General features: G+C 37.2%; 19 protein-coding genes. 4 read left to right on the top strand and 15 right to left on the bottom strand.

Annotation, left to right across the window (positions count from 1 at the left end; all coding sequences use genetic code 11):
- On the top strand, positions 1 to 101 hold a 101-nt coding region (gene rpsI, locus GMD4S_RS10920; protein ID WP_008291375.1), incomplete at its 5' end, for a 30S ribosomal protein S9.
- Between the two features lie 109 nt (positions 102 to 210).
- Here the strand turns inward: rpsI and GMD4S_RS13640 are convergent.
- The 15 genes from GMD4S_RS13640 to GMD4S_RS10995 form a co-directional block, all read right to left on the bottom strand.
- Positions 211 to 1428, bottom strand: coding sequence for a tyrosine-type recombinase/integrase (locus GMD4S_RS13640; protein ID WP_000512969.1), 1218 nt, complete (start codon positions 1426 to 1428; stop codon positions 211 to 213).
- Between the two features lie 9 nt (positions 1429 to 1437).
- The gene (locus GMD4S_RS10930; RefSeq protein ID WP_000960974.1) at positions 1438 to 1710 is read right to left on the bottom strand and encodes a helix-turn-helix domain-containing protein; all 273 of its coding nucleotides are present in this window, start codon (positions 1708 to 1710) and stop codon (positions 1438 to 1440) included.
- Between the two features lie 12 nt (positions 1711 to 1722).
- Positions 1723 to 2835, bottom strand: a complete 1113-nt coding sequence (locus GMD4S_RS10935) for a CHAP domain-containing protein (RefSeq protein ID WP_000721540.1) — start codon at positions 2833 to 2835, stop codon at positions 1723 to 1725.
- Positions 2836 to 2849: 14 nt separating this feature from the next.
- On the bottom strand, positions 2850 to 3074 hold the full coding sequence (locus GMD4S_RS10940) for a hypothetical protein (protein WP_001092959.1): 225 nt from the start codon (positions 3072 to 3074) through the stop codon (positions 2850 to 2852).
- Positions 3052 to 4938 carry a hypothetical protein gene (locus tag GMD4S_RS10945; RefSeq protein WP_001154553.1) on the bottom strand — a complete coding sequence of 629 codons (1887 nt, stop codon included), beginning with the start codon at positions 4936 to 4938 and terminating at the stop codon, positions 3052 to 3054. Before GMD4S_RS10945 ends, GMD4S_RS10940 begins: the two co-directional genes overlap by 23 nt.
- An 11-nt stretch (positions 4939 to 4949) precedes the next feature.
- Complete coding sequence (locus GMD4S_RS10950; protein WP_000059963.1) at positions 4950 to 7454, bottom strand: ATP-binding protein; 2505 nt, start codon at positions 7452 to 7454, stop codon at positions 4950 to 4952.
- A gap of 12 nt (positions 7455 to 7466) precedes the next feature.
- Complete coding sequence (locus tag GMD4S_RS10955) at positions 7467 to 7877, bottom strand: conjugal transfer protein (protein ID WP_000650966.1); 411 nt, start codon at positions 7875 to 7877, stop codon at positions 7467 to 7469.
- A gap of 2 nt (positions 7878 to 7879) precedes the next feature.
- Positions 7880 to 8104, bottom strand: coding sequence for a TcpD family membrane protein (locus tag GMD4S_RS10960; protein WP_001091060.1), 225 nt, complete (start codon positions 8102 to 8104; stop codon positions 7880 to 7882).
- An 11-nt stretch (positions 8105 to 8115) separates the two neighbouring features.
- Positions 8116 to 9111, bottom strand: coding sequence for a conjugal transfer protein (locus tag GMD4S_RS10965; protein WP_000369354.1), 996 nt, complete (start codon positions 9109 to 9111; stop codon positions 8116 to 8118).
- An 11-nt stretch (positions 9112 to 9122) separates the two neighbouring features.
- On the bottom strand, positions 9123 to 9680 hold the full coding sequence (locus GMD4S_RS10970; RefSeq protein WP_000914000.1) for a hypothetical protein: 558 nt from the start codon (positions 9678 to 9680) through the stop codon (positions 9123 to 9125).
- Between the two features lies 1 nt (position 9681).
- Positions 9682 to 9915, bottom strand: coding sequence for a hypothetical protein (locus tag GMD4S_RS10975; protein ID WP_000456036.1), 234 nt, complete (start codon positions 9913 to 9915; stop codon positions 9682 to 9684).
- A gap of 15 nt (positions 9916 to 9930) precedes the next feature.
- Positions 9931 to 11163 (bottom strand): replication initiation factor domain-containing protein, encoded by a 1233-nt coding sequence (locus tag GMD4S_RS10980; RefSeq protein WP_000357954.1) that lies wholly within the window; start codon positions 11161 to 11163, stop codon positions 9931 to 9933.
- A 204-nt stretch (positions 11164 to 11367) separates the two neighbouring features.
- Positions 11368 to 13056: an FtsK/SpoIIIE domain-containing protein gene (locus tag GMD4S_RS10985; RefSeq protein ID WP_000765654.1), complete on the bottom strand. Its 1689-nt coding sequence runs from the start codon at positions 13054 to 13056 to the stop codon at positions 11368 to 11370.
- A gap of 10 nt (positions 13057 to 13066) precedes the next feature.
- A complete protein-coding gene (locus GMD4S_RS10990; protein ID WP_001062571.1) occupies positions 13067 to 13522 on the bottom strand; it encodes a hypothetical protein in 456 nt (151 codons plus the stop codon).
- Between the two features lie 22 nt (positions 13523 to 13544).
- A complete protein-coding gene (locus GMD4S_RS10995; protein WP_000611955.1) occupies positions 13545 to 13841 on the bottom strand; it encodes a hypothetical protein in 297 nt (98 codons plus the stop codon).
- An 855-nt stretch (positions 13842 to 14696) separates the two neighbouring features.
- Here GMD4S_RS10995 and GMD4S_RS11000 point away from each other — a divergent pair.
- Genes GMD4S_RS11000 through GMD4S_RS11010 form a run of 3 tightly spaced genes read left to right on the top strand, consistent with a single transcriptional unit; the run spans position 14697 to position 17516 of the window.
- Positions 14697 to 15044 (top strand): helix-turn-helix domain-containing protein, encoded by a 348-nt coding sequence (locus GMD4S_RS11000; RefSeq protein WP_000347608.1) that lies wholly within the window; start codon positions 14697 to 14699, stop codon positions 15042 to 15044.
- Positions 15045 to 15076: 32 nt separating this feature from the next.
- Positions 15077 to 16576: an AAA family ATPase gene (locus GMD4S_RS11005; RefSeq protein WP_000564715.1), complete on the top strand. Its 1500-nt coding sequence runs from the start codon at positions 15077 to 15079 to the stop codon at positions 16574 to 16576.
- On the top strand, positions 16563 to 17516 hold the full coding sequence (locus tag GMD4S_RS11010) for an HNH endonuclease (RefSeq protein ID WP_000717712.1): 954 nt from the start codon (positions 16563 to 16565) through the stop codon (positions 17514 to 17516). The genes GMD4S_RS11005 and GMD4S_RS11010 overlap by 14 nt, the downstream gene beginning before the upstream one ends.
- Positions 17517 to 17563 lie beyond the last annotated feature (47 nt).

The following is a 17563-nucleotide window of genomic DNA, read 5'->3' on the forward strand; positions in this document are numbered from 1 at the left end:
TGAAACGCGCAGGACTTCTTACACGTGACTCACGTAAAGTTGAACGTAAGAAACCAGGTCTTAAGAAAGCTCGTAAAGCATCACAATTCTCAAAACGTTAATCAATACGATTATATCAACGTTTACAGACATTCAAGAATTTTCTCTTGGATGTCTTTTTTGTTTCAAAAATCTAAAGTTCACCCCAAAATTCACCCCATATTCACCCCATCAATTTTTTAAGCTACGAAATGCAATATCACCTACGGTCTGATTAACTTTATCTTTAGTGTTGACGTAGGTCTTTGTAATTTCCTTGTCACTATGGGTTAGCGCTTCAGAAATTTCCTCAAGCGAAACTCCAGCTAATTTTGCTAGAGTGGCACCTGTGTGTCTCAATTTATGAGGAGATGCAGGAGCTAATTCGGGATGTCTATGTCTAACTGATTTCATTCTATAGTTCAGATAGTCGACATGGAGGGGAAGATTAATGTTATTAGTCCGATTATTATATGTAAAAACAAACTGTTTTTGTGTTTGCCTCAGTCCAAAAAGTTTGAGTTCTTCTTGTTGTTTAACTTTCCAATTTGCTAGAAGCTCCATTAATTCCGTTGGTGCTTTAAAAAGAGTTTTTTTGTTTCCTTTAGTTGATTTTACATTACCAAAACGATCTAAAGCTTGTTCTATAAGTATTTCTCCGGTTGAAAAATTGATGTGTTTCCATTGCAAAGCATAACTTTCTGATTTTCGGTCAGATAAAAAGAAGGTAGTATAAAAGAGAGTGTAGTCTTTTAGGTCAATGATTCCTTCCTTTAAATCAGTGTCAAAAGCTTGTAACCATAATTTTAGCTCCTCTTTATCGAGAGAAAGATCTTCTTCACGTTTACTCTCTTTAAGGAGAATTTTTTTATTTGCTTTAATTCTACTAATTGTTTTTCGGAGTTTATTTGATGGAATATATTCAAGCTCCTCAGCCCAATCGAAAACAGAATTTACATAGCTCCTAATTACCTTGAAATTAGCATAACTATTTGCCTTTGGAGTAAGTAGTGATAGTACAAGTTGTTTATTATTAATCAAATGTTCTATTGAGTAATTACCTAAAATTGGAATGATATGAAGCCTAAATATATTTTCTGTTTGAAATACTGTTGCCTTAGTAGGAGGTTTTAGTGTAGTGGTAGTTTGACCTGCTTTGTATGGTTCCAGCCAAATATCTTTATAAAAGTCTTTGAATAAGATATTACCTTTGTTATTTGAATTAACAGGGACTCTACCCAATCTAGCATTCTCAATATCAATAGTTAACTTTATTTCAGCTTCTTTAGCTTCTCTTCGGGTTTTAAACCGTTTCTCATATCGTCTTCCTAACCCCAGTTTTCCCTGGACTTCATCAGGTATATACACCCTAAGTCTATATGATCCATTATTTGTTTTAGAAATACCCATTTTTTCTCCTTATGCGCTGATTTCTAATCGTGTCATCCATTGATTTATACTATCCTTGTTGAAACGAATAGACTTTCCAATTCGAATATAGGGTAGCCCCATTGCGATCCAAATATCTAAGGTATTATTAGATATTCCTAAATAATTGCAAGTCTGCTTTTTATTCAAGAAGGGGCTGTCTACTCCAATATCCTCTTTAAAGTGATGGATTTCATCTTTGATTAGTGTTGCAATCATTTGCTGAATTTCTTGAGTTTGTTCTTCGGGTAGTTGTACTAACATATTTTCTCCTTTCTATTTTCCAATTACATAAGTAAACTGTTTTGCTGTCTCTGCATCAAAAGTTCTATAAGATATAATCCCAAGCCCCTTATAGTTACTTTCAGAGATTAAAATGGAACCGTCTGATTTTACTTGTTCCACAAAGGCTACGTGTCCATATATTGGGTCAGCGCCAGCTTGACTCGATGAGAAGGATAAGGCAGAGTGTTCGGTTGGTGTATTTGTAGTTGTATAACCTGGTTTTTCCATCCATTGATTACCATTCCCCATATAAGGGTCAAAGCTGACACCAACTTCTTTTCCACGGTTATAGACAAACCAAGTACATTGCCCCCATGGATAAGAGCTTGCAATATAGTTAGTAGTATCAATAGCTTGGGTAAGACTATATCCTTCAGGAACATCGCTTGAAGTAACACCGCCACCGTCTCTTGTTTTACCTGTAGTTTGTTTAGGTGCTTCTGGGGTTCCTCCGTTTTCATCAATGTAAGTATCCAGTTTTTGCATGGTTTCAGCTCTTCTTTTTCCTGAACCAGAAGTATCTGTAAAGTAGACCCCTCCATCAACGGCAGTATTCAAAGTGCCAGAAGCTAACTTCTTTGCCTTGTCGTCTTGGATTTTGAAGGTTTGATTTTTATTGCCAATGATAGTTTGTTGGGTAAGAGCGACTACGGCAACCTCATCATTGAAGTTATTGGCATTTTCAGGATTGGAGTCAAAAGCTCCATATCCAAACATATTGGCTCCTGGATTTGTCGCAACCCCAGCAGTTCCTAGTGAACTTTCATTCAATGCGATCGCAAGTATCGCTCGAACATCTAGATTTGACTTGGCTTCCCACTCTAGCAATTTTGTCCCATTGATGCGACTTGAATCATAGTTGATTCCTAGAGTTTTTAGGAATCCATCTAATTGCGAAGCCTTGATTCCGTAACGATGAACTAATAGATTATGTGTGTAGGCGTCCCCGTCTGACCAGTGTTCAGAATAGGTAACTCCATTTTGAATGTTGGAATTTCCACCAATGGATCCCCCAGCCATGGCAGAGGCAAGAATGAGAATAACAAGAATCGGCATGAGTAGAGGGAGGAGACCAAGGATGAGAAACCATTTGATTTTTTTCATAAACCCTCCTCTTCTTAATAACGAATATAGGCAGTAAAGAGTACTGTTCCAAAACGCCATTTGGCATCTAAGACAATTGTATGTGCTTTTACTTGGGAGATAATCATTTCTCTTTCAGTATCCTTTACTGGAAATAAAAGAAGGAAATCGACTGAGCGTTTTCCTTCTTGATAGGCTTGATAGAGTGTATCTTCTAGAACTCTTGGGAATGAGGTTTTAGAACGAATTTTTGTGTTCATTTGCTTCTCCTCGTAATTGGTTTAGTCTCTCGGTTAGTCTGTTTCTGCGTTCAATATTAGCCTTGATTTTATCATCCCTTGTCATAGTTTTTCTGTATGCACGGGTAAAGGCGTTTGAACCTTGCGCTTTAAACATGGATTGAGGATCTTTGTAATCTTCTAGTTTTGCCTCTATACGATTGATACGGTATTGCTTGATAGGAGAAATCCATTCTTCCTTGAGAGTTTCAAATTCTTCTTCTGGGGTGACTTTTTCATTGTTTGGTTGCGAAATTGGTGCAAAGTTAGACGAAAGTGTTTTTCCTTGTTGTTTCGTGCTATGCTGAACCCTAGGATATAATTTAGCCCCATCTTCTTGTACTTGCTCTGTTTCTATGGGTGGTAAATGCTCTTCCTCATCTGGTTGCTTGCTAGTAAAGAATGACCCAACTTGTTGGAATTGGCTCCTTGCATTCATGACTGCCCCAACTCCGTATCCAGCACTAGAAAGGACAAAATTACCTAGTCCTTGAGCAGATGAAAGAGCCTTAGTTGGTACTTGTGAAGCTAATTCCTTTGTTTGGCTAACCGTTTCTGTGACCTTGTTTCCGATATCATTTGCTACCATACGAGCTTTAGAACCAAGAACAAACTGAATAATTTCTGCCTTGTATTTCCAAAGGAGGAAAAAAATCATGGCTTTAGAAGCAACAGAAACTAAGAGTTTAAAGACGAGTCCAAAAAGTAGGAGAGAAGGGAGAGTCTTCAAAATATCATCGAAGCCAGACGTTACCAAGTTTTCAACTAATTGTTCAATGTAAAAGATGAATAGTGTTAAGAGGCTAGTAATTGCTGGAAAAGCTAAGCCCGAAAACATGACTTTAAGAACCCCAAAAATCAAATCCTGCATCCGAGGAATAAAGGAAACAAGAAGAGCAATTGGGAATAATAAAATCATCATGAGAACTAGAACTTGAGCAAGGATATTTAGAATTTGAATCAATATAACTGGGATAGCTAAAACAATGGCTTCTACAATTTTAAAGATGATATAAAACATACGAATAAAGATGAAGTCAGGCATCGCAGAAACCCAGCGGTTCTTTTCGCCATCTTCATTAGCACCATTTCCGATTTTATCTAGATAGTCAGAGCGCTCTTTCGCTTTTACTGCTGTAAAGTTTCCGTTTGAATCAGAAGTACCTAATACTTTACTATTATCAAATTCCTCTTCTTTTCCATCTTGACTATTCCTGTATTTGCCGTTTTCTTGACCAGTGTTTACAAAGATATAGGCTTTATAGGAAGTTTCAGCAATATAGCTATCAGCCATTGAATCGCCAATTTTGATTGACTTATTTTTATCATAGTTGACTTCAATTTTGGAAATTTTTGAGGAGACATCTTTTGAAACATTGTGGATGGTATCAAGCAGATAAAGTCCGCCTGAAGTTCCTGCGATTGTTCCAAAGTAGCTAAATCCTAAGAGAATTACTAAACAGACATGAAGTACCGTTCTTGAGAAACTCCCTTTAGAAAAGAAGTATTGATAAAATAGATAAATCCCAAGAATAAGTAAGGACATTGAAATGAGGGAATCTTTTCCAACTCCGTTAGTGGTTGAAGTCGTGAATCCCTCCCAGATAGAACTTGCACCGTTAAAGACATAGGTCTTGTAGGCGGAGTAGAGATCCACTTGTTCTAAGATACGAATGAGAAGAGAGAAGAAACCGACAATGGCATTGAGCAGGAAAAAGAAAAAATTGACGAAGATTTCATTAATCATTACCCATGCACCGTTAAAGGAACCGAACCCAGTTGGCTCCATATAGGACTTGAGCGAAAAAATATCAACGCCTTTTAATTTCTCAAAAGCTTCTTGCATGGTTTCACCTCCTAACTAGCGTATTTATTTTCAAGACTTGAAGAAACTGTTGCTTTCATAGGTTTTAGTAGCATGTCAATATCTTCAAAAAGATTGTGAACAGAAACCATGTTCAGGTTGCCATAGACGTCATAGTAGAGACATTGCCCTGAAATCATATTATCAATCCATTCTAGGTTTTGTTCGTTGACTTCTAGGTTGACGTGATGAAGAATATCTTCTCTTTCTGACTTTTCGTAAAAAGCAAATATGGTTCCAAAGCCCGTCGTGTCATCGTCATTTTCAGCATCATGTACAGATTGAGTAATGAGTGCAAGGGTATTGTTTTTTGAACGCCCAATACGTCTCATGTTTTTTATAACGGCTTTTCCTTCTGCGGATTTCATCAGAATCCATGCTTCATCGAAAAATTCGATGGTATCCTCATTTTCATTGCGCTCTCCAAAATGGGTACAAAAGGCACCAAGCGCAAACATGAGAGCAATAGAATTTCTTTCGTGGTCGGAAATCTTTGTGGAATTATCTTTAGGTAGTTTAAGGTTGTTAACTTCTAGAATGGTGACTCGGGAATCGTAGTTGAGTCCTTGAGTGGTTCCATCTGAAAAGGCAAGTTCCAAGATGGAATTCGTGACAATAGAAGTTAGATAACGTCCCACAGAAGCAATATCATCCTTCTCGTCCATTTTCAGGTGTTCTAAGACCTGTTTAAATCCAACAGCTTGACCTTGCTCTCTTTTCTCTGCAATGATGTTTATAGCCTCTGTAATGGCTGTCTTTTGATCCATGGTAACATCATCTACAGCTTGCAGGAGAAATTCCAACATATTTTTTGCGACTTCGACTGCCTGTTCTTTCTCAAGAACAACGATGGGATCCAAAACCCCGTGGTTAGATGGTAGCGAGCTATCAAGAGTGACAAAGTTAAATGCTTCAATCTGTTTCTTACGTTCAGGGTAGAGCCTAGCAAATTCAGGCGAGTGAATCACTTGTTGGTAGTGATTTCTGAGTTCTCGTTTCGGGTCAATGTAGAGGGTTTTGACATTTTGCAGGGCAACGCTCAAGAAAATAATCTGAGCCAAAAAGGATTTTCCTTGTCCAGTAGCACCTGTGATAATGATGTGTGGGTTTTTAGTGATTTTACCAGCGATATCTTCTTTGTTTCCGACAGTGGCATTATATAGAACAATGTTTTTGGAGGATTCGATAGCTTTTTCAATCGAATCCCAACGCCCTGTCCAGTTGTCTACTCGTCCGATATACCAGCCAATCCGATTTCCTGAAGAGCTATTGGTAAAGGGCATCAGTTCTGAGAAACCACGAGGAGTTACCATATGAGTCCAAGTTCTCGTTTTCTTTTGAAGATGCTGACCATAGAGGAGGGCTTGAAAAAGGTAGGGTGCATCTTGGCTAGCTTCACTGATTTCAACGCCCATATCATCAAAGTAATTGAGAACTACTTGTCTACGTTGTCGTAGTTGTTCAATACTGGAGGCAGATACAATAAGATAAGCTCCATATTCGATGATATTTTCCTTATTTCCTACCTTCTTCATTAAGTCTTTTAGAGAAAGTGACCCCATGATGATTTCATCTTGTTGGACAGTATCAGTATTTTCTGCCTCTTCCATAATATTGCGATAGCGGGTATTGGATCGTCCCATTTTCCCTTTGATTTTATTGTTATCAATAAATTCTGCCTTAATACGCAATTCAACTGGGAAGTTAAGCCGTTGGACAAATTCTCCTAGATGAAAGCCGTTAAACTGAATAGGAAATTTTCCAACAGGAAGAATGGTAACAAAAGAAGAACCATAAGGACTTTCTAGTTTTAAAAAGCCACCCTTGGTAACTTTGATTAGAGTATCCGTGATGTTAAATTGGGAACGATTGGCGAGGACTTCCTTTTTGTAGTGGGGAATATAGCGGAGATATTGCATCCGTTGGTAGTAGAACAATTCCTCATCCGATAAGGCTTTTGCTCGTAAGGGAGCGAGGGCTTGGTAAATGGTAAACTCATCTGCACAGTAGTCCTCATACCAGTTTTCAGCGAGTTCATATTCGTAGCCAAACCCCTGAGCGATTTTTTCGGAAAAATCAGTTAGGCTTTCAAGGGCTAATTCTTTGATTGTTTGCCCATGATTTTGTTTTCTTAGGTTAACTCCAATAACCCAATCAAATTGATAAGGGATTTCCATTTCATTTGTTAAATGGTCAACGGTGTAGAGGAGGAGTTCTTCACCGAGCTCTCTACTATCATCCGCTAGCGCTTCTGAGAAGTCCTTTAATTTTTCCTCTAGAAGATAATCCTTAGGAATGAGGGAAACCTCAAAATATTGATTTTTTAGAAGTTTCTTCATCATTTGTGCAACGGTTAATTTGTGCTTATTTTTCCGTCCGTCATCCGTTATGGTAATTGGGGTATTCGGAATACGGTAGTAGGCCATTACTGACCGATCCCGTTTCAAGACAAGATTGTCATGAGTTTGTAGAATGGGATAAGTTAGTGTTAGAGACATAGTTCCTCCCTTCTAAAGGTTTGTTTTCTCAAAGACGATTTCTTCAACCGGTTCAATACGATCTTCATGGTAGATTGCTTTTTTATTGAGTTTAAAATCCCAACAGTAGATTAGGTAATCTGCTAGAAAAAGATGCATTTTCTTTCCATGTGGTTCGTATTCTGTATAAAATTTTGCTAGCTTATAAGGGATAAACCAGTAGAGAATTAATGAAATCGAGTGGGTGGCTTTAGCTAGAGGAACAAGGATAAAACCACCGGCTAAGAGCATAGCCACCAAGACAATAATAAAGACTATAAAAAAAGACAGTTGCATGGGAGTAGCAAAGTACCAAATGCGAGTGCCTTTTTTAGTTTTTATCTCTTGAATCCAATAAGGGGCGTTAAGCCCCTTGGCGTAATCATACAGTTTTTCATCTTTCATAGTTAGAGTCCTGTTTCAATCCCAAAGAGACGAAGGAACCAGCCAAAAGCTTTTAGAATGTCTTGTCCTTTTGTGAGTGAGACAATGACAGCATAAAAACAAACTACTGAAAAAAGCTGGATCCAAGAGCTATTGCGCCAAGCTTTAACTGCAAGTAGGACTGCAATTGCTCCTAGTACCCAAACAGCATCTCCTTGTAGGAAGGCTCGTAGATTTTCTGTGTTCATGTTGTTCTCCTTTATTTTTCTTGTTTTGCGTAGTTAATAGGGATGGTGTGGGCTAACTCATCTACAAAGTATGTCCCGTTATTTTGAGTAAGAGTGAGAGTGAAATTCTCTGAATGAGTTGAAGCCCCTACTTCAAAAGTAACTTGAACAGTTGCGATGAGCTTTTCTCCATCTTCTTTTAGATAGGTGTAGTCAATACTTTTAAAGGTAGTATTTGCGACTACAGAAATATCTTTAGCAATCAAATTCAGATTGTCTTGATTTGTAGTGTAGTTGGTGAAAAAGACAGTTAAAAACTTATCTACTTTCTTGTGTTCATCCTCCGATAGACGATCAGTTGCTGACAGGGTCAATTGCTCGTTTTTTGAAGATGGAATTGCTTGTGAGGAGTCAAGACTTGAGAACCAAGGTAGACCAGCGATACGATATTTACCATTAACTTCTTCAAAAGGAATATTAAATCCTGTTGTGATTTCCTTTTTCTCGGTGTTGTTGTCCTTTTTGATCCATTCCTTGTATTTGACACGGTAGGTTGCCACTTTATCTGTTACAGTGATGAGTTGCGAATAAATCACCTCGCTAGGGTTTCGGACTTGCCCTTGTGACTTGGTGTCAGGAAGGGCACCATAAAAGGAATTCAGATGATTAATTTGTTCGGTTTGCTTATTATTTTCTTGTGAGAGGGTAAAGTAAGCATAAACAAAATCGTTTAGATAGTATTGTAGACGGTAGTCATATTGCCTAGTAGTTGAAGGGGAGTCTGCTTTTTCCTTTTCAAAGTTTTCAATGCTTGTTTTTAGACTTGAAACCTGATTGGATAGAGTGATAGCTCGAATGGAACCCATGAGTCCAATAAAGAGAAGGCAGCAAGTTCCGCCAACTACAGCAAGATTAACATGTTTTTTGGTGAGGGTTTTAAGTTTTGGAGGTTTCTTTTTCTGTTCAACCTTTTTAAATTGTTCTAGAAATTGCCTCACCTTTGAGAGATAGGATTTTAAATTGTCCATAGTTCCTCCTGTTACACTTGGGCTAACTCAATAAGTTTGGTTCCTTTTGCATAGAATCGTTTATTAAGTTTTTCCATTTCTGAATTGATAAAGTAATAGCCTTTTAGCTCGTATTGGAGTTGTTCCAGTAATTGGGGAGCTAAAGTCTTTGCTTCTTCTTTTTTCAGCAAGCTATTTAATTCACCTGCTTTTGTCCAAGATTCTTTATAATCTTTCTTTTTGAGACATTCGCCTAATTCATTAGCGACTTGTTCTACTTGTCGGGTGAAGGTTGTTTTTGTTGCCATTTCGAGTTCCTTTCTAAATTGTTCTTGATTTTGCTTGATGGTTTGTTGGATGTAAGCAATCAGTGAGGGACGCATCTTTTGATTGAGAGAAAGAACTTGTCCCTCTAAGGTGAAGCAAGCATGTTCGTAGCTATAGAGGCCTTTAGAATTTGGTTCCTTTTCGGTGCATCTTCCAGCACATTCATAGTAGAACTCCTTTCCTTTTCTTAAAAGAATGTAGAAATGCCAAAACTCTTTTTCAGGTAAGAGAAAGAAGTCTGCTTGATAGATTTTCTTAAGCAATTTAAGAAGCCTCTAGAAGATCATCATAGCCAAGTGCTTGGAAGATAAAATCAGAATCAAACCATAGCCAATCATTGATTTGAGTTTCCGTTGGGATATCCCCACAGAAGATATCTTCACAAATAATGGTGAGGGTATCCAATCCTCCACGTTCACGAACAGTGTTTAGAGTTGTTAATCCGCCTGACCAAGCTTTAAAGTTTTCTAGTGAATTAATCTCAACTTTGTATTCCATTGGTTGTTTTCCTTTCTAATGTTCATAATGTTTACTAGCTTTGAGTAGTTTTAACATTGCCTTCCCACGATCTGTAATTTCCCCGCTATTTTGTATCATCTTCATATATTCGGTCTGCATGATACGATCAGCTTCTGAAACTAAAGCAAGAGAGTTCGCTACTTGATAGGTCAGCCAGCGGATGGTTCGTTCAATAGAGTAGGGTTGGGGACTGGTTGAGAGTTTCAAGGGTTCTACCCCACCAAAAAGTTGTTGCCATTTCTGGTCAGGCTTATAAGCTCCAAATTGATTGATTCCATCATAGACTTGCATTTCATTATTGATAACCCCACGGGCGATTTCCCCAAGGTCTACACCGTTGATATATTCCTCGATAGCTCCTTGTGCTTTTTGGTCTGAAAAGCGAAGTTCGTAGCGATTCCAAATACCAAAAATCTCCAAGGATTCTTCCAAGGAGATATTTTCTTGACGGGCGAGTTCATAGCGTTTCTCGTAAAAGTTAAAGTAGAGTTGGCTTTGCCTTGATCCAAAGTAGAGGGACAAACCATGATTAGCTTCCATATCCTCATTGTCAATAAAAGAACCGCCCCCTGTTACATTCCATTTCCGAAAGGTGTTGAGGACAATTTCCTTTGCGTAGAGCTTCTCAATCAACTTAGGTAGATGAATCTGTTGATCTTCTTTTCCGAAGCCCTTATAGAGCTCATCTAGAGCAATATCTAACCTCTTAATTCGGCAATCCTCATAAGCATAGAAGAGATTCTGAAGGAAGGCCTGCCAAGTGATTCCCCTGTATTCTAGGAGTACTTCCAACTCACGGCACCCTTGCCCTGATAGTTGAAGACAGGATTGGTAATCTTTGGTTTCTGCTTTATCAAAGAAATCAAAAATCCAGATATTGCCTCGTTGCCAAAGATGGGTGTAGTTCATGAGCCGTGTCTCCTGAGCGCTAAATTCGCTCAGATGACAGAAGAGAAAGTTTTTACAGAAAGACTCTAAGTCACGTAGAGCAGGAAAAGAGATTCGCAAGTAGTCAATCCGAGCACGCAAACTTTGCTTTTCATGATCTCTATGAAAGCCTAGTTTGGCTTTTAGGTCACGGAACTTTTCAATGCTCAATCCTCTTTCGCCAGCTTCGTAGGAGCGATAGGTTCTAGTAGGTAGGTCAACCGCTTCTGCAAATTGTTTTTGGCTCATGCCTGTTTCTTGACGAAATTTCTTAAGATTGAATGGGCTGATTTTATCCATTCATGGGGACACCTCCTTTTTTATGAGTGACACACTTTTTTTGCCAAAGTGACACACTTTCTAAAATTCGCAATCCCAACTCTTACAAGGAATGAGGAGGGTTGGACTTTGCCATTTTGCCAAATGTAACCCCCCTATTAGAAATCGGGGGTTTCATCATCAGAAACTAGGAACTTCGGGCTACGGTCTGCGCCTGACTTGCCGTCAGGCTTGCCCTTGTCCTTGTCCTAGTTCCTGATGACTAAGCACCATCTGAACGGCTTTGGCATAAGATCTTCGTCCGCCCTCTTCAAAGCAGAGAAGAGTTTCAAGAAGGAGTTCTTCTTGAAGAGGAGTCACCAAAATAGCCGAGTCAGAACGGCCAAAATCTATTCCTTGTTCTTCTAAGAGATAGATAATCTTTCGAAGCGTTGCGACTTTTAGTTCCTGCTCTTCCGCAAAATCTTTTAGAGGTCGTTGGTTGACATGGTTTTCTACCTGTTCTACCTCCTCTATTAGTTCTTTTGTTGGGACTAGTGAGTTATAGTCTTTAAAGACAGAAAACTCTTCTCCTTCAAATTCTAAAATGGGAATTTGCGAGTAGGCTTCATAGAAAGAAAAGCCCCGGTCCAATGGTACATAAGGAGAGAAAAATTCACCAGCCAAGTCTCCGTTGTTTGCGATATAGCCCCGCCCCTTTATCTTAATACCATTAATTTTATCCAGTTTTTTAAACTCTTTGGTTTTATTGGCATCACCAAACATCATGTCATAGCCTGTTGATTCTAAATGACCGACTGAGAGGCGCTTCATAAAGTTATCCCGAAGAGCAGTTTTGACAAACTCCCCATCAGGACGTTGCATGGCAAAAATCACATAAACCCCAGCTTGACGGCCTTCTAGGACTAGTTGAGTAAGGTATTCGGTGACTTCTGCTTGTAGGCTATAATCACGTTCGATTTTAGCGATAAGTGCTGCCCATTCATCTACCAGAATGAATTTAGGCTTCATCCCGTAATAAGTGAAATTCTTCCCAGCTTGAAACTTGGGAGAGGTAGACATGAGTTCATAGCGTTTTTCCATGAACTCCACGTTTTCCCTAAAGCACTGGATAATATCTTCCTTACTGGTAAAGACTCGACCATGAAAGACAGGAATTTTTTTCAAACCAGATAGGTCAGAATTTTTCGGATCGCAAATATCTATGAAACCAATCTTAGCAAGAGCATAGATGATTGACATGAGAAGAATCGTCTTCCCTCCTCCTGTCCCTCCACCAATCAGTAAGTGTGGTTCTTCGATGAAGTCCCAAACAACATCTTTCATAAGTTGGAGTTTTGACCCGTCAACCACTACTTGGTCGATCCCAATACGGCTATCAATACGATTGATGGCGATATCGTACTTAATAAAACGTTTATCAAAGGTTTTATTTCGAAAGTCACCATTAAACATGACTTCAAGTGTTGCCCCAAGATTGAGAAATCGATCTTGAAACTTATTGCCTTCTAAGATAAAACTGACTTCCAAACTATAACGAGATTGTTTAAGATAGACTTGAGGAAGCCTGATTTTCTCTATCGTCCTTTTCTCTCGTTTGACTTTCTTGACTAGATAGAGGTTGTTTTCTAAGAGAAAACGAGAGAGAATTCGCAAGTTATTGAGTTTTTGAAAAGCGAGTAGTTTCTCGTAGCAAATCCAATTCAGGATTTGAGAGATAAGAGCGGATAGTAAGGCAAAGGCAACTAAGTAGTAGGTTTTGGGAAAGGGTTGGGCTTGTAGTTCCAAGTGATGTTGATAGCCGTAGTAAGCTAAGGCAAATAAAAAAGGCGACCACAAGATAAACCAAGTGATTGCCTTGATATGTCGATGATAGACTTGAACTCTTTGTCCACGGTAGGTAAAGAGTTTCATATGTCACCTCCTAGTTTTCTTTCTTGTTTTCTACGGGTTTAGAGTCTTTAGGACTTGCCCCTTTTTTCTTAATCTTAGAAGCAAAGAGCTTGTAGATATCGTTGCGGTTAACGTGAGTATGGGTTACGACGATGTCTTCTAGCTCCACTTCCTCACGGTATTTGAGTCCCAAGTCTTCGATTTCAGACTCCGCCATATCGGCAATAGTGAAAAAGAGGGTTTCGTGTTGGACTGAAGAATGAATTCCTACCACAACACCCCGAATTTCCCCCGTATTAACCTGAACGTAGGAGCCGTCAGGATTGCGTTGGGAACGGTCAATTTCATAGATGGTATCTGTTCCTTCAATACCTCGGAAGGTAAGTTTTCCAAAGACTTGAGGGATATTTAGACCTTCTGAGATTACCCGATAGGTTTTGTCTGCAATTTGAAGTTTTTCTCCGTAGTTTAATCCAATTTTAGCCATGTATGTTTTCTCCTATTCTTTTTTATTTTTTCAAAACCAATTTTTCAGCAAATACATTGAGCGCTGGGGCAACGGAATTTCCGTTTAGGGAAGTGTCTGCAAGGAAAATTGGATTGACCACTTCAACTAGAGCATCTTCTGGAAAGACAGTAGCAGAAGCTGGTGTAATCACGTGGAAGGCTCCGTGTTGTTCATTGTTTAGCACGTGGCGTTGATATTTGCCTTCTTTTCCGAAGACATAGCGTGGGGCATTTCCCAATTTTTCGTAGTAAGCAGTACCGATAAATTCTGGTAGCATGACAAGTGTTTCTGGAATCATAAGTATTTCCTTTCTGAGTGTAAAATAAAAAGAGTTAAGCTAGTTGCTTCACTCGTGAGTAATAATGAGTAAAAAGTTTTCGTTTAAACATTCTGCTATAAAATTGTACTTCACCTTGAGAAAAGCCAGTAAGCAGTGATTGGTTGGCAAGTTTATCTAAATCCTTCTGGGCTTGATGATAGAGTTGTCCCTGGAGTTGTTCAGATGTAGAAAAGATATCATAGGTGAAAATGTAGTTTTTATAAATTCGTTCACATTGTTGTGCGAAAAAAGTTAGTCATATGTTCTCCTTTATTGTAAAAGTAAAAAGCTACTAAGAAAATGGACTTAGTAGCTAGAGTAAATCTATCTAGTAAATTAGATAGACAGCAGTAGAGAAAAGTTATTTGGTTGAAGGATTCTTCCTTCACGGTGGCAACGTTTAGCAAGGTGCATTGCATGAATTACCATCGCTTTCCCAGCCAATCTCATCAGGTAGTCATTGTCATACCCTTAAGATTCTCTTACGCCTTTTGGCGAAGCCAGTTCACTTTACTATTCGGAAAAGTGCGAAAGTCCGAAATGCGTGGAAGTCCACAAAAATGTTTTAAATCTTCACTTCAACCATCAAACAGACTTGACTTTTCTTTCCAAAACGTTTACAATAAAGGTACGAAGTTTAGTGTAGTTTTGGCAATCAGTCCTCTGGTTGTCAGACGCACTTTTTATTTAATTTTCAAAGATCGTGATGCTAGAAGTTAGCATTATTATTTTTAAAACCAATATAACTATCGGCTATATTTATATTATATAACCATTGGTTATATTTGTCAAGAGGTTTTTGGAAAAATTTTTAAAATTTTTAGAGGCTTAAAAATGGACTTTTCGGAACGCTTAAAAGAACTAAGAAAAAAGGCAAGCTTTACTCAAGTTGAAGTTGCCGAAAAACTGGGAATTTCGCAACCTGCTTACGCTTCATGGGAACGTGGAGTAAAAAAACCAACACAGGAGAATCTCGTTAAAATTGCACAAGTTTTAAATGTGTCCGTTGATTATCTGGTTGGGAACTTAGACGAAGAATCAGATGAATTAGACAATATTGAATTACTTTTCCGTATGAACTCAAAAGGACTGACCGAAGAAGAAAAGGAAATTTTTAAAAAAGAGTTGATTGAGTTTATGGAAGAACGGAAGCAAGCCTTTAAAAAAGGTGACTTGCTTTAAGTGAAGCTTCGACAAGCTATGAGGTTAAAAATATGATAGATTTTTTTGAAAAATATCCTTTTATACGTAAGACATGGAAGAAAGATTTTCCTCTAACTGATAAGGATTTTAGTTCTCTAGGAGATGGTATTTATTATGCTTTTGATCATTGGAACGATTATGGCTATAGAACATTGTATGCATTGACAGCAAAAATTGAAGGTGAAATTTACGATTTTGGTAGTCTTAAAATATCATTCATTCCTTACCAGCATGAAAAGGAAATAGACTTACAATCGATTCTTGTTCAAGATGAAGGATATAATCTGATTTCACTTGGAGATAAAGAGTATTATGAATTTTTAAATAATTTTCTATCCTCACCTGAAAAAGATGAGTATTTCAAAAAAATGGGGGATATTGCTTATGATTTAAATAGACTAGATGAGTCAATTAAGCATGATTCAATTTATCATCCCATAGAGGACTATTATTTATTGAAGCATTCTTTTTTACGTAGTGTTTCTTTAAGTGAAATCAGAAATCAGTTGCATAGATTGAGTATGGGTGGAAAATATATCGATGAATATCAAATTAGTATTGTCGATAAAAATGAAAACAATGTTTTAGAATTTAGCAAGAATCCACATTCATTAGAATATTTTCCAGATACTTTATATGCAATTGTAGGGAATAATGGAGCTGGGAAAACCTATTTTATAAAAAATTTGATTGATCTTTATATTAAAAAAAATAGTGATTTATTTAATAATATTACTTCTAATATAAATCAATTTGAGTCAATTGTATTAATTTCATATAGTCCTTTTGATACTGGAATTATAAAGAAAGATAGCGAAAATTATAAATTCATTGGAATCGATTTCAATAAGACGACTAGTTTAGAGGATTATATTACTAAGGAAATAAAAACACTTTTTACGGAGGCAACAACCCCCAAAAATGAAAGTAGAACTAAAAAAATTATAGATAAATTTTCCTTTGATCCGTTGTTTATTCGAATTCTTCCATTGATTGAAGAGAGAAATTTATCAGAAGAAATAATTAATGAATTAAGTTCTGGTCAAAAAATAGTTTTACTGAGTTTATTGAATTTGATTATTAAGGTCTTTGAAAAAACACTTGTAATTATTGACGAACCTGAACTATTCTTACACCCTCCACTTTTAAAGGCGTATATTAGGGCAGTAGAAGAAATTGTTGAGGAAGGAAATGGTGTTTGTTTATTAGCAACCCACTCTGCAATCGTACTTCAGGAAATACCTAATACAAATATCAGGAAGTTAAAATATGATTTTGATAGACATAGGGGTAGTATAGTGAAACTATCAAGTAAAACTTATGGAGAAAGTGTTAGCTTTATTAATGATACTATTTTTGGTACTGACTTAAGAAATACAGGTTTCTATAAAGTATTACAAGATAAAATAGATGAAGAACAAATTTCAGATAGTTTTGAAGCCGCTTTGGGCAGTGAAGCAAGAATTATATTACGGCTATCGAAGGAATTAAAAACAAATGAAGAAGATTGACGAACCGGATTTTAAAGTTTCTGATGTATGTGATACTGCAATCACTGATTCTTCAAATAAGGAAGATCAGAACATCAAGGATGTTTTCACACAAGTAGATTCAGCAGAGTGGAAAGCACAGCTAGAGTTGTATGAGGGAATCTATCTTGACAATAGACATCAATTGTATACTATGGAAGAGATGGACGATGCATATGGTATAACTGTTAAACAAATGGAAGGTATTTTCAATTATTGTATGAAGGATAGTCATGGTTATAAGGATAGACTATATTCTCTGACTCCAGATAGATGTCCTATTTGTGATAAGCGGTGGGGATTTAATGATAAAAATTTAGATCATGTTTTACCAAAGTCTAAATTTCCTCAATTTGCTATAACTCCCTGTAATCTTGTTACAACTTGCTGGACCTGTAATAAGCGAAAACGTCATGGATATGGTAAAGATGAATCGACAGGTGTTTTTAATGCGTATTTTCATGGAGTTTCTTTAGCAAAGTATATAAAATGTTATATATATGCATCTAGGGGGGATATCGTGGTAAATGTTCATTTAACATCTTTTGATGAATCTGAAATACAAGATGAGAATCAATATCTAAGACTAAAGTATTGGTTTGAACGATTATATAATCTAGATCAGATGTATAAGATTAACGTCGGAAATAATATTTTAAAGTTAATCGATGAATTTGCTAGGAGTGATATATCAGAACGTTTAATCTCAGAAGAATTTTTACGTAAGGACTTTCAAACGAACTATGATGAATATAATAGATTTGATTTTTCAGATGGTTTGATATCAGATGAATTTTTGATATTTATAATGTATGATTCGTTAGCAAATAAATCTCCGAATGAATTGATATCCATAATTAAGGAAAAGATTCTTGCTAGAAGATCAGAGATTGATTCTGCTAAGTTTGAGGATATATTTTAGAATTTTCAGTAGACAATTGTCTACTTTTTTTGTATAATAAACTCAAC

The sequence above is a fragment of the Streptococcus sp. GMD4S genome, from assembly GCF_000296955.1.

Coding starts and splice junctions, on each gene's coding strand:
- GMD4S_RS13640 (WP_000512969.1), bottom strand. CDS start 1,428: ATGGGTATTTCTAAAACAAATAATGGATCATATAGACTTAGGGTGTAT.
- GMD4S_RS10930 (WP_000960974.1), bottom strand. CDS start 1,710: ATGTTAGTACAACTACCCGAAGAACAAACTCAAGAAATTCAGCAAATG.
- GMD4S_RS10935 (WP_000721540.1), bottom strand. CDS start 2,835: ATGAAAAAAATCAAATGGTTTCTCATCCTTGGTCTCCTCCCTCTACTC.
- GMD4S_RS10940 (WP_001092959.1), bottom strand. CDS start 3,074: ATGAACACAAAAATTCGTTCTAAAACCTCATTCCCAAGAGTTCTAGAA.
- GMD4S_RS10945 (WP_001154553.1), bottom strand. CDS start 4,938: ATGCAAGAAGCTTTTGAGAAATTAAAAGGCGTTGATATTTTTTCGCTC.
- GMD4S_RS10950 (WP_000059963.1), bottom strand. CDS start 7,454: ATGTCTCTAACACTAACTTATCCCATTCTACAAACTCATGACAATCTT.
- GMD4S_RS10955 (WP_000650966.1), bottom strand. CDS start 7,877: ATGAAAGATGAAAAACTGTATGATTACGCCAAGGGGCTTAACGCCCCT.
- GMD4S_RS10960 (WP_001091060.1), bottom strand. CDS start 8,104: ATGAACACAGAAAATCTACGAGCCTTCCTACAAGGAGATGCTGTTTGG.
- GMD4S_RS10965 (WP_000369354.1), bottom strand. CDS start 9,111: ATGGACAATTTAAAATCCTATCTCTCAAAGGTGAGGCAATTTCTAGAA.
- GMD4S_RS10975 (WP_000456036.1), bottom strand. CDS start 9,915: ATGGAATACAAAGTTGAGATTAATTCACTAGAAAACTTTAAAGCTTGG.
- GMD4S_RS10980 (WP_000357954.1), bottom strand. CDS start 11,163: ATGGATAAAATCAGCCCATTCAATCTTAAGAAATTTCGTCAAGAAACA.
- GMD4S_RS10985 (WP_000765654.1), bottom strand. CDS start 13,056: ATGAAACTCTTTACCTACCGTGGACAAAGAGTTCAAGTCTATCATCGA.
- GMD4S_RS10990 (WP_001062571.1), bottom strand. CDS start 13,522: ATGGCTAAAATTGGATTAAACTACGGAGAAAAACTTCAAATTGCAGAC.
- GMD4S_RS10995 (WP_000611955.1), bottom strand. CDS start 13,841: ATGATTCCAGAAACACTTGTCATGCTACCAGAATTTATCGGTACTGCT.
- GMD4S_RS11000 (WP_000347608.1), top strand. CDS start 14,697: ATGGACTTTTCGGAACGCTTAAAAGAACTAAGAAAAAAGGCAAGCTTT.
- GMD4S_RS11005 (WP_000564715.1), top strand. CDS start 15,077: ATGATAGATTTTTTTGAAAAATATCCTTTTATACGTAAGACATGGAAG.
- GMD4S_RS11010 (WP_000717712.1), top strand. CDS start 16,563: ATGAAGAAGATTGACGAACCGGATTTTAAAGTTTCTGATGTATGTGAT.